This is a genomic window from Salipiger sp. H15 (assembly GCF_040409955.1).
Taxonomy (GTDB): domain Bacteria; phylum Pseudomonadota; class Alphaproteobacteria; order Rhodobacterales; family Rhodobacteraceae; genus Salipiger.
Genome location: NZ_CP123384.1, coordinates 762,001 through 775,813 on the forward strand (window position 1 = coordinate 762,001; position 13,813 = coordinate 775,813).

General features: G+C 69.0%; 17 protein-coding genes. 5 read left to right on the forward strand and 12 right to left on the reverse strand.

The window, feature by feature from the left end; genetic code table 11:
• Window positions 1–116: 116 nt before the first annotated feature.
• The gene (locus PVT71_RS03690) at window positions 117–1,019 is read left to right on the forward strand and encodes a homocysteine S-methyltransferase family protein (RefSeq protein ID WP_353473145.1); all 903 of its coding nucleotides are present in this window, start codon (window positions 117–119) and stop codon (window positions 1,017–1,019) included.
• A 12-nt stretch (window positions 1,020–1,031) separates the two neighbouring features.
• Here PVT71_RS03690 and PVT71_RS03695 read toward each other — a convergent pair whose 3' ends face one another.
• The 4 genes from PVT71_RS03695 to ruvC all read right to left on the reverse strand — a co-directional run bounded on the left by PVT71_RS03695 (window position 1,032) and on the right by ruvC (window position 3,952).
• Window positions 1,032–1,655 carry a hypothetical protein gene (locus tag PVT71_RS03695; protein ID WP_353473146.1) on the reverse strand — a complete coding sequence of 208 codons (624 nt, stop codon included), beginning with the start codon at window positions 1,653–1,655 and terminating at the stop codon, window positions 1,032–1,034.
• 102 nt (window positions 1,656–1,757) lie between these two features.
• Window positions 1,758–2,792, reverse strand: a complete 1,035-nt coding sequence (ruvB, locus tag PVT71_RS03700; RefSeq protein WP_353473147.1) for a Holliday junction branch migration DNA helicase RuvB — start codon at window positions 2,790–2,792, stop codon at window positions 1,758–1,760.
• Between the two features lie 3 nt (window positions 2,793–2,795).
• Window positions 2,796–3,467 carry a Holliday junction branch migration protein RuvA gene (gene ruvA, locus PVT71_RS03705; protein ID WP_353473148.1) on the reverse strand — a complete coding sequence of 224 codons (672 nt, stop codon included), beginning with the start codon at window positions 3,465–3,467 and terminating at the stop codon, window positions 2,796–2,798.
• Window positions 3,464–3,952 carry a crossover junction endodeoxyribonuclease RuvC gene (gene ruvC, locus PVT71_RS03710; RefSeq protein WP_353473149.1) on the reverse strand — a complete coding sequence of 163 codons (489 nt, stop codon included), beginning with the start codon at window positions 3,950–3,952 and terminating at the stop codon, window positions 3,464–3,466. The genes ruvA and ruvC overlap by 4 nt, the downstream gene beginning before the upstream one ends.
• A 351-nt stretch (window positions 3,953–4,303) precedes the next feature.
• On the opposite strand from ruvC, the gene PVT71_RS03715 reads away from it, so the two are divergent.
• Entirely contained in the window at window positions 4,304–4,570 is a 267-nt protein-coding gene (locus PVT71_RS03715) for a DUF1127 domain-containing protein (protein ID WP_095883153.1), read from the forward strand.
• Between the two features lie 123 nt (window positions 4,571–4,693).
• Here the strand turns inward: PVT71_RS03715 and PVT71_RS03720 are convergent, their stop codons facing one another.
• The 6 genes from PVT71_RS03720 to clpS form a co-directional block, all read right to left on the reverse strand.
• The gene (locus PVT71_RS03720; protein ID WP_353473150.1) at window positions 4,694–5,038 is read right to left on the reverse strand and encodes a hypothetical protein; all 345 of its coding nucleotides are present in this window, start codon (window positions 5,036–5,038) and stop codon (window positions 4,694–4,696) included.
• Between the two features lie 98 nt (window positions 5,039–5,136).
• Entirely contained in the window at window positions 5,137–6,012 is an 876-nt protein-coding gene (locus tag PVT71_RS03725; RefSeq protein ID WP_353473151.1) for a 50S ribosomal protein L11 methyltransferase, read from the reverse strand.
• Window positions 6,013–6,146: 134 nt separating this feature from the next.
• Window positions 6,147–7,037, reverse strand: coding sequence for an oxygen-dependent coproporphyrinogen oxidase (gene hemF, locus PVT71_RS03730; protein WP_353473152.1), 891 nt, complete (start codon window positions 7,035–7,037; stop codon window positions 6,147–6,149).
• A 19-nt stretch (window positions 7,038–7,056) separates the two neighbouring features.
• Window positions 7,057–7,857: an SDR family oxidoreductase gene (locus PVT71_RS03735; protein ID WP_353473153.1), complete on the reverse strand. Its 801-nt coding sequence runs from the start codon at window positions 7,855–7,857 to the stop codon at window positions 7,057–7,059.
• 37 nt (window positions 7,858–7,894) lie between these two features.
• Window positions 7,895–8,872 carry a class I SAM-dependent methyltransferase gene (locus tag PVT71_RS03740; protein ID WP_353473154.1) on the reverse strand — a complete coding sequence of 326 codons (978 nt, stop codon included), beginning with the start codon at window positions 8,870–8,872 and terminating at the stop codon, window positions 7,895–7,897.
• A gap of 24 nt (window positions 8,873–8,896) precedes the next feature.
• Window positions 8,897–9,256, reverse strand: a complete 360-nt coding sequence (gene clpS, locus PVT71_RS03745) for an ATP-dependent Clp protease adapter ClpS (RefSeq protein WP_353473155.1) — start codon at window positions 9,254–9,256, stop codon at window positions 8,897–8,899.
• Between the two features lie 108 nt (window positions 9,257–9,364).
• On the opposite strand from clpS, the gene PVT71_RS03750 reads away from it, so the two are divergent.
• Window positions 9,365–10,063 (forward strand): HAD family hydrolase, encoded by a 699-nt coding sequence (locus tag PVT71_RS03750; RefSeq protein ID WP_353473156.1) that lies wholly within the window; start codon window positions 9,365–9,367, stop codon window positions 10,061–10,063.
• A gap of 324 nt (window positions 10,064–10,387) precedes the next feature.
• On the forward strand, window positions 10,388–11,878 hold the full coding sequence (locus PVT71_RS03755; protein WP_353473157.1) for a D-alanyl-D-alanine carboxypeptidase family protein: 1,491 nt from the start codon (window positions 10,388–10,390) through the stop codon (window positions 11,876–11,878).
• A gap of 86 nt (window positions 11,879–11,964) precedes the next feature.
• On the opposite strand, the gene PVT71_RS03760 is transcribed toward PVT71_RS03755, so the two are convergent.
• Complete coding sequence (locus tag PVT71_RS03760) at window positions 11,965–12,618, reverse strand: HAD hydrolase-like protein (protein WP_353473158.1); 654 nt, start codon at window positions 12,616–12,618, stop codon at window positions 11,965–11,967.
• A 184-nt stretch (window positions 12,619–12,802) separates the two neighbouring features.
• Window positions 12,803–13,009, reverse strand: coding sequence for a 30S ribosomal protein S21 (rpsU, locus tag PVT71_RS03765; RefSeq protein WP_353473159.1), 207 nt, complete (start codon window positions 13,007–13,009; stop codon window positions 12,803–12,805).
• A gap of 116 nt (window positions 13,010–13,125) precedes the next feature.
• Here rpsU and PVT71_RS03770 point away from each other — a divergent pair, with 116 nt between their 5' ends.
• The gene (locus PVT71_RS03770; RefSeq protein WP_353473160.1) at window positions 13,126–13,812 is read left to right on the forward strand and encodes a COQ9 family protein; all 687 of its coding nucleotides are present in this window, start codon (window positions 13,126–13,128) and stop codon (window positions 13,810–13,812) included.
• Window position 13,813 lies beyond the last annotated feature (1 nt).

Here is a 13,813-nt window from a genome sequence, read left to right on the forward strand (position 1 = left end):
TCCGCAAGGGCGGCCTTTCGCCTTTCACGGACCCCGCGCCACGCGCACGGCGGCACTGCCGCCGCTTTCGTGCTACACTCGCCGCATTGCCTTCGGCCTGAGGGAGGACCGGCGCGATGACACTCAGCCCAGACCGCACCTGGATCGCCTGGACCGGGATGGAGACCGACCTGATCTTCAACCACGGCGTCGATCTTCCGCATTTCGCCGCCTTCCCGATGATCGACGACACCGAGGGCCGCGCCCGGCTGCGCGGCTATGCCGAGGCGCTGATCGGCATCGGCCGCGAGACCGGCGCGGGCATCATTCTCGACACGCCGACCTGGATGGCCAACCCCGACCGCGCCGCCCCCGTCGGCTACGCGCCCGAGGATCTTGGCAGAGTCACCCGCGAGGCGGTGGCCCTGCTGCGCGAGATGGCCGCAGCGCATCCCGAGGTGGCGACCCGCATCAGTGTGCAGATCGGCCCGCAGGGCGACGGCTACAAGCCCGGCATGGCCGCGGCCGAGGCCTCCGCCGCCTACCACGCGCCGCAGATCCGCGCGGCCAGGGAGGCCGGGGCCGACATGGTCAGCGCCTACACGCTCGGCGCCGCGGGCGAGGCGATCGGCATCGCCAGGGCGGCGGCGCACGCGGGCATTCCCGCCCTCATCTCCTTCACCGTGGAAACCGATGGCCGCCTCGCCGACGGCACGCTCCTGTCGGAGGCGGTGCAGCGCCTCGCCGGGGCGACGGATCCTGCGGCGATCATGGTCAACTGCGCCCATCCCGAGCATATCGCCAATGCCTTCGACGGCGGCGAATGGGAGGCGCATCTTGCGGGTATCGTCGCCAATGCCTCGCGCCAGAGCCATGCCGAGCTCGACGCCTGCGACACGCTCGACGACGGCGATCCGGCGGAACTGGCCGCGCAGCTCGCCGAGCTGCAGCGCAGCCACCCCGCGCTGCGCGTGCTCGGCGGCTGCTGCGGCACCGACCTGCGCCACCTGCGCGAGATCGCGCGGCGCGTGTCGGGCTAGGTCAGGACAGGGTCAGGCAAGCCCGGTGCGCGCCGCCAGCCGCAGCGCGTGGCTCGGGTCCATGGCGGCGGGCGGCATCACCTTGTCATAGGCCGCGCGGATCAGCGCGCCGATCTCCGGGCGCAGCACCACGCGCCCGTCCTCGAGCCGCCCGAGCGGCGACCGGCTCGCGAAGGCACCGTTGCCCCATGTCAGCATCACCTGGGCCACCTGAGCCAGCGCCAGATCCTCGGCGGGCATCTCCGACAGGCTCGCATCCATGCGCAGGAAGACGAAGGTCGCCTTGATCGACCCGTCGCGGTCGAAGCGGAACACCCGGTACTGGTTCGCCCCGCCCGCCTGCAGCCGCGCCACCATTTCCGGCAGCCCGTCGACCATCCGCCCGAGGTCCGGCAGATCCAGCAGCTCCGCCCAGTCGCGGAAGAAGAACACCATGACATTGGCGCCGAGCTCGGGGTCGTGCTCGGCCATGCGCGCGCCCGACATGGCACAGACCGCCTCGAAGGCGCCCTTGACCACTGTCAGGGTCGCGTCCTCCACCCCGAAGACCACCGGCACCAGCGGCCGCCCCCAGCGCGCGCAGAGATAGGTCCCGTCCTCGCGGGTGAACAGCGCTTCGACCTCGGTCGCGTCCATGGCTCGCCCCTTCTTCTCTTCGAAAAATACGCAAAGCGCGGCACCCGCCACGCGGCGCTCCGCCTGCCATGCCGGGCGCTTCGGCGCAAGTCCGGCGGCGCGTCAGCCGTCGAAGAGCGTGCCCTGCCCCGGCCCCTGCGGGCGCGGCATCGGCAGGCCGAGGTGGTCCCAGGCGCGCTGCGCCAGCATCCGCCCGCGCGGCGTGCGCTGGATGAGCCCCTGCTGCAGCAGGTAGGGCTCGATCACCTCCTCGAGCGCGTCGCGGCTTTCCGACAGCGCCGCCGAGAGCGTCTCGATCCCCACCGGCCCGCCGCTGTAATTCTCGGCCATCAGCGTGAGATACCGCCGGTCCGCCCCGTCAAGGCCGAGCTGGTCCACGCCGAGCCGGGTCAGCGCGCCGTCGGCCAGCGCGCGGGTGACAACCCCTCCGCCCTCGACCACGGCGAAATCCACCACCCGGCGCAACAGCCGCCCGGCGATGCGCGGCGTGCCGCGCGCGCGGCGGGCGATCTCGCGCGCGCCCTCGGGCTCGGCCCGCACACCGAGCTTCACGGCATTGCGCGAGACGATCTCGTGCAGCTCGTCCTCGGTGTAGAACTGCAGCCGGGTCGGGATGCCGAAACGGTCGCGCAGCGGCGTGGTCAGCAGGCCGAGCCGGGTGGTCGCGCCGACCAGCGTGAAGGGCTGCAGCTCGATCCGCACGGTGCGCGCGGCGGGCCCCTCGCCGATCACGAGGTCGAGCTCGTAATCTTCCATCGCCGGGTAGAGCACCTCCTCGACCGCCGGGTTGAGCCGGTGGATCTCGTCGATGAACAGAACGTCGCGCGCCTCGAGGTTGGTCAGGATCGCCGCGAGGTCCCCGGCCTTGGCCAGCACCGGCCCCGAGGTCATGCGGAAGCCGACGCCGAGCTCGCGCGCCATGATCTGCGCCAGCGTCGTCTTGCCAAGGCCCGGAGGCCCGTGGAACAGGGTGTGGTCCATCGCCTCGCCGCGCGACCGGGCCGACTGGATGAACACCCGCAGGTTGGCGCGCGCCTCGGCCTGGCCGATGAAGTCGCCCAGCATCTGCGGGCGTAGCGCGCGGCCCTCATCCTCGGGCAGCGGCTCGGGACGCAGCGTGGGATCGGGTCCGACCATGGCTTATCCCTTCGGCGCAAGCAGCTTCAGCGCGGCGCGGATGAGCGCGGGGGTCTCGGCCTCGGGATCGTCGCCCGCCGCCTGCGCCACGGCCGAGGCCGCCTCGCCCGGCGCGTAGCCAAGGTTGCCGAGCGCCGAGAGCGCCTCGGCCTGTGCCGAGGCATTGGGCTTGGGCACGGGGGCCTTGCGGGCGGCGGGCGCGGGGGTCGCCACCGGCTCCGCCTCGATCACCACGTCCTCGGCCGAGGTCACCCGCCCGGTGCCCATGGCCATGATCATCGGCGCCTTGTCCTTCAGCTCGTTGACCACGCGCTGCGCGGTCTTCGGGCCGATGCCCTTGGCGGCCTTGATCGAATTCCAGTCGCCGAGCGCGATCGCCCGGCTCACCCCGTCCGGCCCAAGCGTGCCGAGGATGGCGAGCGAGGCCTTGGCCCCGACGCCCTGCACGGTCATCAAGAGGCGGAACCATTCCTTCTCGACCAGCGAGGGGAAGCCGAAGAGCTGCAGCAGGTCCTCGCGCACCAGAAGGTCGGTGTAGAGCGCCGCCGCCTCGCCGGGGGCAAGGCTCATCAACACCCGCTCCGAGCAATAGACCACGTAGCCCACGCCCCGCACGTCGATCAGCGCGTGATCGTCACCCTTGTAATCCACCCGTCCGGCGATCCGTCCGATCATGCCTTCACCTTCATTCTCTGCGCGCCCTGATGATGCGCGTGACATATGGCGATGGCCAGAGCGTCCGCCGCGTCGGGGCTGTCGATGACGACGCCCGGCAGCTGCATCCGCACCATGTGGTCCACCTGCGCCTTCGCTGCGTGGCCGACGCCGACCACCGTCTTCTTCACCGTGTTGGGGGCGTATTCGCCGATCTCGAGCCCGAACTGCGCCGGCACCAGCATGGCGATGCCGCGCGCCTGCCCCAGCTTCAGCGTGCCCGCGCCGTCACGGTTGACGAAGGTCTGTTCCACCGCGGCGATCTCGGGCTGCCAGCGGTGCAGCACGTCGGTCAGCTGCTCGTGCAGCGTCAGCAGCCGCGCGGCGAGCGTGCCCGGTCCCGAATCGCAGGTGCCGTTGGCGACGTGCCGCAGACGGCTGCCCTCCGCCTCGATCACACCCCAGCCGAGGTGCCTGAGGCCGGGATCGATTCCGATGACCCGCATTTTCGCCTGCCCGTTCTTGTTTTTCTGTCTTCCGACTAGCACGAAACGCGAACATCCGCCAAGCCCCCGCTCCCGCGCATTTTTCCACCTGCGGCGGCCGGGGCACGCCACCGGCCAGATCGCGGGTGGAAACCGACATTTCATGGCCGACGAGCGACACCTTCATGACAGCGGGATGACGCGAGACGCCCGAAATTTGAGCCCGTTTACAGAAGCTTTGCCCAATTCGAGTGCTATGTGAAAACTGCAGGGCCCCCATGCGTTTTTGACCAGTTGTTAGACGTGCCTGCCGGTTCTATCTCCCGCTCAGAATTCAGGCACTTTGAAAACTCCCAACAAGGACACTGACCCATGGCTGCTTATGACTACTCGCGCGACGCCACCGGCGCCGCCGGTCTGGCAGGCCGGATCGGCAACGTCTTCGTCACCGGCTTCGCGCCTGTCGCCGCTGATGAGACCCCCCGTTCGGCCGGCCTCTTCGCTACTCTCTTCGGCATGGTTGCCGAGTGGAACGACGCCCGTCTGACCCGCAAGAGCCTGATGGCTCTGACCGACCGCGAACTCGACGATATCGGCCTGACCCGCGCCGACATTCCCGCGATCGCACGTCGTCGCTGATCTCTTTCGGGATCATGCATAAAGGCCGCTGTCCCGAGGGACGGCGGCCTTTCTCGTTTCCGGGCCGGACAAGCCGGCCGATGTGACGGGGCCGCGGCCCCGCCCGGTGTCAGGTCAGAAGGGTCAGGCCAGAAGCGCCTGCAGGTGCATGGCGATCCACAGCGTGGCCGGATCGACGCCCAGCACCCAGGATCCCAGCTTGTCGGCGACGCTGCCATCCGAGAGCCGCGCGACATGTTCGGAGTAGTTCGCGGCACCAAGGTTGGCGAGCATCACGCCCTTGAAGGCCAGCAGGCCGAGCAGCGCGAAGAGCAGGATGCGCAGCCGCGGCACGGGCAGCTTGCGGATCGGCCGGTGCTCGATCACGCCGTTGCGGTTGACCTTGGTGACATAGCCCTGCGCCAGCTTGCGGTGCTTTTCCTTGATAGCCCGCTGGCGACGCTCGAAACTTCTCAGAGCGCTTTCCATACCGCGAAACCCCTCGTTACCTTACAAATACGCGATGTATTTTAAGGAACAGCGCGGCAGAAATGGGGCAGGAAGGCGGCATTTCTGCCGCCATTCGATCACGAAGGCTTGCGCAGCGTGAGCGTGACCCACTCGCCGATCTCGTCGCGGCGGGCCAGCTCGACCCCCTGCTCGGCATAGGCGGCGACGACCTCGTCGGCCTGACGGATCAGGATCCCCGACAGGATCGCGTAGCCGCCCGGCGCGAGATGCGCCGCCATGTCCGGCGCGAGGTCGATCAGAGGCTGCTTGAGGATATTGGCGAAAACAAGGTCATAGGGCGCGCGCGCCGCAAGGTCGGGATGGCCGAAGCCGGCCGCCTCGACGCAGATCACCTTGCCCTCGAGGTTGTTGGCGCGCACGTTCGCCTCGGCCACTTCCACGGCGACCTCGTCGATGTCCGACACGATCACCGGGTTCGGCCAGATGCGCGCGGCGGCCATGCCGAGCACGGCGGTGCCGCAGCCGATGTCGGCGACGTTCTGGCCGACCATGCCGTCGTTCGCCAGCCGGTCGAGCGCCCGCAGGCAGCCGAGCGTGGTGCCGTGGTGGCCGGTGCCGAAGGCCATGGCGGCCTCGATCAGCAGCGGCTCGGAGCCCTCGGGGATCTTGTCGGCGTCATGCGAGCCGTAGACGAAGAAGCGCCCGGCCTCGACCGGGGTCAGCTCGCGGCGCACCTTGTCGACCCAGTCCTGGTCCGGCACTTCCGAAATCACGAAGGGCGGCGCGGAAAAGGCCGCGGCAAGCAGCGCCAGCTCGACATCGTTCGGACGCTCGAGGAAGAAGCCGCCGACCTCCCAGGTGCCGGTGCCGTCCTCGATCTCGAAGACGCCGACGCCGGTGGGCTCGGGCTCGAGCTCCTCGATGGCCTCGCCCAGGGCCTCGGCCGCGGTCTTGTCGCTCAGCTTGGTGAAGGCGGTCCAGGTCCTGGCCATGTCGTGCTCTCCTTTAAGGGTTGGCCTGCCCGATACAGCCTTTGGGTCTTCCGCGCCAGTGCGCATCCGCCCCGGAACGCACGCCCGCCGCCCGAAAAGCAAAGCCCCGCCGGAGCGGCGGGGCTTGGTGAAGGTCAGACCCACTTGGCCAGCGGCGGCAGGCTCATCAGCACCGCGTCGGGATCGTGCCCGGTGGCAAGGCCGAACTTGGTGCCCCGGTCGTAGACGAGGTTGTACTCGGCATAGAGCCCGCGGTGGATCAGCTGCGCGTCCTTCTCGGCCTCGCCGAAGCCCATGACGCGGCGCTTCTCGACCAGCGGCAGGTAGGCCGGCAGGAAGGCCCGGCCGATGTCCTGCGTCAGGGCGAAATCCGCCTCCCAGTCGCCGGTGTTGCGGTCATCCATGAAGATGCCGCCGACGCCGCGCGCGCGCTTGCGGTGCGGGATGTAGAAATACTCGTCCGCCCAGGCCTTCAGCTCGGGATAGAGCGCCTCGCCATGCGGATCGAGATGGGACTTCTGCACGGCGTGGAAATGCGCCGTGTCCTCGTCGTACTCGAGGCAGGGGTTGAGATCCGAGCCGCCGCCGAACCACCAGGCCCCCGGCGTCCAGAACATGCGGGTGTTCATGTGCACCGCCGGCGCATGCGGGTTCTGCATGTGGGCAACGAGGCTGATCCCCGAGGCCCAGAAGCGCGGGTCGGCCTCGATCCCCGGCACGCCGCGCGCCGCCATGGACTTCTGCGCCGCCGCGCCGAGCGTGCCGTAGACGGTCGAGACGTTGACCCCGACCTTCTCGAACACCCGGCCGCCGCGCATCACGCTCATCAGCCCGCCGCCCGCGTCGCTGCCGTCGTCGGCGCTGCGCGTGGTCGGCGTCACCTCGAAGCGGCCCGCCGGCGCGTCCGACAGCGGCCCTTCCGCGTGGCTGTCCTCGAGCCCCTCGAAGGCCGCCACGATCTCGTCGCGCAGCGCGCGGAACCAGGCCGAGGCGCGCGCCTTGCGCTCGTCAAACACGTCGGTCATGTCGTCTCTCCTGCCCGGCTCAGTGCATCGGTGCGCCGACCGGGTCGATCAGCGTGCGGCCGCCGTCGACGGTCATGATCTGCCCGGTCATGAAGCCCGAGGCGTCCGAGGCGAGGAACTGCACCGCCTCGCAGACCTCGTCCGGCCCGGCGATGCGCCCGGCGGGGGTGTGCTTCTCGATCTCGGCGCGGTAGCCGGGATGTTCCTTGAGGATGTTCTTCAGGCTCGAGGACATCAGCGAGCCGAAGGCCACCGAGTTCACCCGGATCTTCTGGTCGGCCAGCGCCACCGCCATCGAGCGGGTCAGCTGGTCCAGCGCCGCGACCGACACCGAGTAGCCCAGCAGGTGCGGGTTGGTGCGGGTGGCGGCGATCGACGAGATGTTGATGATCGAGCCGACGCAGCGGGTGTCCTGCCCCTCGGCCTGCTTGATCATCCGCTTGGCGACGATCTGGCTGAGGCGCATCGCGGGCATCAGGTTCTGCCCGATCATCGTCTCGAGCGAGACATCCTCGCAGTCGTGCACGTCGGTGGGCAGGATCTGCCGCGCGCCGTTCACCAGGATGTCGACCCGGTCATAGGCGTCGAGCGTGGCCGAGAGCAGGTTGGCCAGCGTCAGCTTCTCGCGCAGGTCGCCGGCGAAGTAGCGCATGGTGCTGTCTTCCTCGACCGGGCCGCATTCCTTGGCCAGCCGGTTCTCGTCCATGTCCGCGAACATCACGTTCGCGCCACGCGATGCGAAGTGCCGGGCAATCGCCAGCCCCACGCCATTGGCGGCGCCGGTGACGATGGCGGTCTTGCCTTCGATGGAAAAACTCATGGGAATCCCTTGAATGTTTGCGCCAAATTAGCCGCAATCAGCGTCCCGGGCGAGAGGCGTGAAGGATCTTGAACCGCGTATCGCCCGCGATCTCCTCGGAGTTGCGGAAGCGCTCGGAAAGTCGCGTCTCGTAGGGCAGGTGCCGGTTGGCGACGAGCCAGAGCTGGCCCGAGGGCTTCAGCACCCGCGCCGCCGCGTCGATGAAGGCCTGGCCGAGCGACGGCTCGGCCTTGCGCCCGGTGTGGAACGGCGGGTTCATCACCACCGCGTCCAGCAGCGCCGGCGGCCGCCAGCTCAGCGCGTCGGCCCAGTGGAACTGCGCACGCGGGTCGGTGACATTGCGCCGCGCGCAGTCGAGCGCGTCGTGGTCGGCCTCGACGAGGTGCAGCGTGCCGATCTTCTCGCGGGTGAGCAGGCCCATCGCCAGCCCGCCCCAGCCCGCACCGAGGTCCGCGACATTCGCACCCAGCTTCTCGGGCAGCGCGGCAAGCAGCGCCTCGCTGGCCGGATCCGGCCCGTCGGCCGAGAAGACGCCGGGCGCGGTCCATTGCCCGCCGGGCAGCGGCGCGGGGCCCCTGGCCCAGTCGGCAAAGGCGTCGGTGGCGGCGAACCAGATGGTCTTGCCATGCGCCTTGGACACCTGCCCGCGGATCTCGGTGCGGGCGCGCAGCGCCTTGAGGCAGGCATCGACGCCGTCGGTCTTCTGGCCGTCGACGATCACCAGCCCGCCCTTCGCGGCGGCATTGGCCTCGGCGATCCAGGCCTCGGCCCGGTCGCGGGCGCGGGGAAGGAAGACGATGGCGGCGGCAAATTCGCCCTCGGGGGCCAGCGCGACGGTCCAGCCGCGGCGCTCCCAGGCGGCATGATCGGGGGCAAGACGCTGGACGACGGTGCAGCGCTCGCGCGGCAGCTCGGACGCGTCGAAGTCGCCCGGCGCGCCAAGCAGAAGGATGCGCCCTTCGGAGGGCAGGTCGAGACCTCCCTCGAGCGCGAAACTCAATCGGGTATCAGACATGGCAGAACCGCCGCGGGGGGCGGATCACTCCTTTTCCATGGTGCATTGCAGCGGATGCTGGTGACGCCGGGCAAAATCCATGACCTGCCCCACCTTGGTCTCGGCGATCTCGTGGCTGAACACGCCGACCACCGCGACCCCCTTCTTGTGGACCGTGAGCATCACCTCGAAGGCTTGGGCATGGGTCATGCCGAAGAAGCGCTCGAGCACGTGCACGACGAACTCCATCGGCGTGTAGTCGTCGTTCAGCAGCAGCACCTTGTAGAGCGGCGGGCGCTTGGTCTTGGGCTTGGTCTGCAGCACGACATCGGCGCCGCCCTCGCCATCGCGGGGGTCGTTGCGGTCGGACATGTGGAATTTGTGGGCCGTGACGGGGTGGGTCATCTCGGGGACGCTTTTGCTTTGCGTGTGCTTTGCGGTTCCGGCTTTGAAGGGTCTATATAAATCCAAGGAGCCGCGGAGAAAAGACCCGTGGCCGGGAGAGGCGTCAATATGACCCGGAAACTGCAAACAATCGGCTTCGATGCCGACGATACGCTCTGGCACAACGAGCGTTTCTTCACCCTCACGCAGGAGCGATTCGCCGAACTGCTCGCCGATCACGCCGAGCGCGACCACCTCGACGCCCGCCTGCTGGCCGCCGAGACGCGCAACATCGGCCACTACGGCTTCGGCGTGAAGGGCTTCGTGCTCTCGATGATCGAGACCGCGATCGAGGTCACCGAGGGCCGTGTGCCCGGCGCGGTGATCGGCCAGATCCTCGCCGCCGGGCAGGAAATGCTCTCGCACCCGGTCGAGCTCCTGCCCCACGCGCAGGAGGCGGTCGAGGCGCTGGCGTCGGACCACCACCTCGTGCTGATCACCAAGGGCGACCTGCTGCACCAGGAGCGCAAGCTCGCCGCCTCGGGTCTGGGCGAGCTCTTCGACGCGGTCGAGATCGTCTCGGATAAGCGCCCCGAGACCTACGCCCGCATCTTCGGCGCCAGCCCCGGCGGCGCCGAGGCCGCGATGATGGTGGGCAATTCGCTGAAGTCCGACGTCAATCCGGCGATCCGCGCGGGCGGCTGGGGGGTCTTCGTGCCGCAGGATCTGGCCTGGAGCCTCGAACATGACGAGCGGCTCGACCACCCGCGTTTCCGCGAGATTCCTGACCTCGGGGCACTCGCGCCGCTTGTGCGCTCGCTCGACTGAGGATTTCGCCGCATTCGCGCCTCAATCGTCCTTATAGGGGTACCCGACGTCGCCCGACACAAAATGTGGGAAATCACGATCCAGAAAACAGCCAAGAATCAAGGTATTGCAGACTTTATTTTTTGTGCACTCCATGTTAGCGTTTCCCCAAACTAGAACAGTTGGCCACCGGAAAACCGGAGGCGAGAGGCAGAGAAGGCGAAAACCGTGACGGGACGGCGCAGGCAGCGACCGGGCCGAGCAGGCCTGTACATTCTCACACTCATCTGGCTCGCCCTCGTGGCGCCTCTGAGCGCGTGGGCCGCGCCCTATGCCGCGATTGTGATGGACGCCCGGTCGGGAGAGGTGCTCTTCTCCGAGAACGCCGAGACCCGGCTCCATCCCGCCTCGCTGACCAAGATGATGACGCTCTACATCGCCTTCGAGGCGGTCGAGCACGGCGAGATCTCCATGGACACCATGGTCACGATCTCCAAGCACGCCGCGGCCGAGCCGCCCTCGAAACTGGGCCTGCGCGCCGGGCAGAAGATCGCGCTGCGCTACCTCGTGCGCGCCGCCGCGGTGAAGTCCGCGAACGACGCCGCCACCGCCATCGGCGAGGCGATCGAGGGCTCGGAAGCCGCCTTCGCCCGCCGCATGAACCGCACGGCGCAGGCGCTGGGGATGACCCGCACCACCTTCCGCAATGCCAACGGCCTGACCGTCGACGGGCACCTCTCCACCGCCCATGACATGGCGATCATGGGGCGGCACATCCTTTACGACTACCCCGGTTACTACAACATCTTCTCGCGCATCACGACCGACGCGGGCATGCGCGAGGTGGCCAACACCAACCGCCGCTTCCTCGCCGCCTACAAGGGTGCCGACGGGATCAAGACCGGCTACACCCGCGCCGCGGGCTTCAACCTCGTGGCCTCGGCGGAACGCGGCCGCGAGCGGATCATTTCCGTGGTCTTCGGCGGCACCTCGACCGCCGCGCGCAACGCCAAGAGCGCCGAGCTGCTCGACCTCGGCTTCAAGCGCGCCCCGACCGACGTCGCCCTGCGCCGCCCGTCCAAGCCGCCCTACATGGGCCGCATCGGCGGCGGCGGTGCCGCGCCCGTGGAAGAGATGCTTGTGGCCAGCGCCGAGCCCGATGATTCGGGCCTGCGCGGCAAGTCGATCCGCGTCGCCCCCTCGGCCGTCGCCAAGAGCCTGCGGCCTCAGCCCCGTCCGGCTGTCAGCAGCGCCGATGTCGCGCCGCTCGTCGCCGGGGTCGAGGCCGACATCGAGAACGTGCTGGAATCGGTGCAGGTTGCCGCGGTCGCGGCGCCGGTCACCCAGACCCCCGAGCCCATCGACATCGCCCGCGTCGCCGAAGACATGGTGGTCGCCGAGGGCGACACCGGGATCGCCCCCGACGCCTCGATCAAGCCGGTGCGCCGCCCGCAGGCGATGATGCTGGCCGCCGCCCCGGCCGCGGCCCCTGCCCCGGCCATCGCCGAGCCCGAGATCGTAGCCGAGACGGCGGAAGTCGCCGTCGCCTCCGCCGAACCCGCCGCGCAGGAAGTGGTCACCCGCGTCTCCACCTCTGGCGGACGGCACTGGGGCATCAACGTCGGCCGCTACTCGAGCCGCTACGCCGCCGAGAAGGTTCTGCTGCAGACCGCGCTGATGGAGACCTCGACCCTCGACGGCTCGCTGCGCAAGGTGGTGGACCGCGCCGGCGGCTTCGATGCGAACTTCATGGGCCTCACGCGTGAGACGGCGGACCTCGCCTGCCGCCGCCTGCAGGCCCGGCAGATCACCTGCTTCATGATCGGGCCGGGCTGACATCCGGCCCCCGACGATCCTCGAGACACGCAAGACCCCGGGCCATGCGCCCGGGGTTTTCCTTTCCAGCGACCGCGCCGCCGCTCTCAGTCCGACAGCAGCGCGTCGATGCAGTCCTTCAGCGCCCGCGGCTCCGCGCAGAGCACGGTCGCGCCGTTCTCCATGAGCTCGCTGCGGCTGCCGTAGCCCCAGAGCACGCCGACCGAGGCCAGCCCGTTCTTCGCGGCGGCGCTGGTGTCGTTGTCGCGGTCGCCGACCATGCACCCCTGCCCCGCGTCGAGCTCCTGCTCGCGCAGGATATGCGCGATGAGCTCGGTCTTGTCGTCGAAGCGGCCGTCCAGTCCCGCGCCGTAGAGCGCCTCGAACCAGGGCTCGAAGCCGAAATGCACGACCACGCGGCGGGCGAAGGGCAAGGGTTTCGCGGTGCACAGGAACAGGCGGTAGCCCTCGGCGCGCAGGGCGCTCACCGCCTGCATCATGCCCTCGTAGGGCGCGGCGCGGAACAGCCCGTCGCGGCCATAGACCTCGCGGTAGAGCGCGACCGCCTCCTCGACGCGCTCGGGCCCGCCGAGCCGGCGGCCGAAACTCGCGCGGAGCGGTGGCCCGATGATCCATTCGAGCGGCTCGTCCGGCCCCGCCGGTTGCCCGAGCGCGGACAGCGCATGGCGGAAGGAGCCGAGGATGCCCGGCGCCGGGTCGACCAGTGTACCGTCCAGATCGAAGAGTACGAACTTGTCCATGCCATGATCCCCGCCGGTGCCGCCCGCCCGGACGGACGCGCTGCGCGAGAGTAGCTTCCGGCGGGCCGTTCCGCCCCTCCGGATACGACAAACCCCCGAAAGGCAGAGCCCCGGGGGTCGTCAACTTCTTCGTGTCGGAAGGTCAGCTGCCTGACCTCACGAAAAGGATCTCACGAGTCGAAACTCAGAGGAGACCTTCGCGCTGAGCCTTCTTGCGCGCCAGTTTCCGGGCACGACGCACGGCCTCGGCGTTCTCGCGAGCTTTCTTCTCGGACGGTTTCTCGAAATGCTGCCGAAGCTTCATTTCACGGAACACGCCTTCGCGTTGCAGCTTCTTCTTCAGGGCGCGGAGCGCCTGATCGACGTTGTTGTCGCGAACACTAACCTGCATGTGGTTTTCACCACCTTTCTAGTTTTGAGTTGCAAGGAAATTGCAGGAAGCCGGTCTATAGCAAGGGTTGCCAATCTTGTCTAGACTCCTCCCCGTTGAGTCGAAGGAGAGGCCCCATGAGTGAAGAAATTGCCGGGCGCCTGCTGGATGCGGCGCTGACCCACGTCGCCTTCGACGGGTGGTCCGAGACGACCTTCCGCGCGGCGGCGAGCGATGCCGGGGTGGACCCGGTGGTGGCCCGCGGGCTCTACCCGCGCGGCGCGGTGGACCTGGCGATCGCCTTCCACCGCCGCGGCGACGAGGCTATGTCCGCGCGCCTGAAGGAAATCGACCAGTCCGCGATGCGCTTCCGCGACCGTGTCGCGCTGGCGGTCCGCAGCCGGATCGAGGCGGTGGACGACCGCGAGGCGGTGCGCCGCGGCACCACGCTCTTTACCCTGCCGATGTACGCGCCCGACGGCGCCAAGCTGATCTGGGGCACCGCAGACCGCATCTGGACCGAGCTCGGCGACACCACGCGCGACTTCAACTGGTACACGAAACGCGCCACGCTGAGCGCCGTCTACTCCTCGACGGTGCTCTACTGGCTGGGCGACGAATCGCCCGATCACCACGCCACGTGGGAATTCCTCGACCGCCGGATCGAGGACGTGATGCGTTTCGAGAAGACCAAGGCGAAGGTCCGAGCGACCCCGGTGCTGGGCAAGATTCTGGCGGCCGGACCCGAGCGGATCCTCGGCAGGCTGCGCGCCCCGAAGAGCCCGCGCCACGGGCTGCCCGGCGGCTGGACCGCCCCGCGCTGAG

Excerpts from the sequence above, each read along its gene's own strand:
- PVT71_RS03690 (WP_353473145.1), top strand. The coding sequence starts at position 117 with ATGACACTCAGCCCAGACCGCACCTGGATCGCCTGGACCGGGATGGAG.
- ruvB (WP_353473147.1), bottom strand. The coding sequence starts at position 2,792 with ATGGTCGGACCCGATCCCACGCTGCGTCCCGAGCCGCTGCCCGAGGAT.
- PVT71_RS03770 (WP_353473160.1), top strand. The coding sequence starts at position 13,126 with ATGAGTGAAGAAATTGCCGGGCGCCTGCTGGATGCGGCGCTGACCCAC.
- PVT71_RS03735 (WP_353473153.1), bottom strand. The coding sequence starts at position 7,857 with ATGAGTTTTTCCATCGAAGGCAAGACCGCCATCGTCACCGGCGCCGCC.
- PVT71_RS03755 (WP_353473157.1), top strand. The coding sequence starts at position 10,388 with ATGGACGCCCGGTCGGGAGAGGTGCTCTTCTCCGAGAACGCCGAGACC.
- ruvC (WP_353473149.1), bottom strand. The coding sequence starts at position 3,952 with ATGCGGGTCATCGGAATCGATCCCGGCCTCAGGCACCTCGGCTGGGGT.
- rpsU (WP_353473159.1), bottom strand. The coding sequence starts at position 13,009 with ATGCAGGTTAGTGTTCGCGACAACAACGTCGATCAGGCGCTCCGCGCC.
- PVT71_RS03725 (WP_353473151.1), bottom strand. The coding sequence starts at position 6,012 with ATGGCCAGGACCTGGACCGCCTTCACCAAGCTGAGCGACAAGACCGCG.
- clpS (WP_353473155.1), bottom strand. The coding sequence starts at position 9,256 with ATGACCCACCCCGTCACGGCCCACAAATTCCACATGTCCGACCGCAAC.
- PVT71_RS03720 (WP_353473150.1), bottom strand. The coding sequence starts at position 5,038 with ATGGAAAGCGCTCTGAGAAGTTTCGAGCGTCGCCAGCGGGCTATCAAG.
- ruvA (WP_353473148.1), bottom strand. The coding sequence starts at position 3,467 with ATGATCGGACGGATCGCCGGACGGGTGGATTACAAGGGTGACGATCAC.
- PVT71_RS03715 (WP_095883153.1), top strand. The coding sequence starts at position 4,304 with ATGGCTGCTTATGACTACTCGCGCGACGCCACCGGCGCCGCCGGTCTG.
- PVT71_RS03750 (WP_353473156.1), top strand. The coding sequence starts at position 9,365 with ATGACCCGGAAACTGCAAACAATCGGCTTCGATGCCGACGATACGCTC.
- PVT71_RS03740 (WP_353473154.1), bottom strand. The coding sequence starts at position 8,872 with ATGTCTGATACCCGATTGAGTTTCGCGCTCGAGGGAGGTCTCGACCTG.
- hemF (WP_353473152.1), bottom strand. The coding sequence starts at position 7,037 with ATGACCGACGTGTTTGACGAGCGCAAGGCGCGCGCCTCGGCCTGGTTC.
- PVT71_RS03695 (WP_353473146.1), bottom strand. The coding sequence starts at position 1,655 with ATGGACGCGACCGAGGTCGAAGCGCTGTTCACCCGCGAGGACGGGACC.
- PVT71_RS03760 (WP_353473158.1), bottom strand. The coding sequence starts at position 12,618 with ATGGACAAGTTCGTACTCTTCGATCTGGACGGTACACTGGTCGACCCG.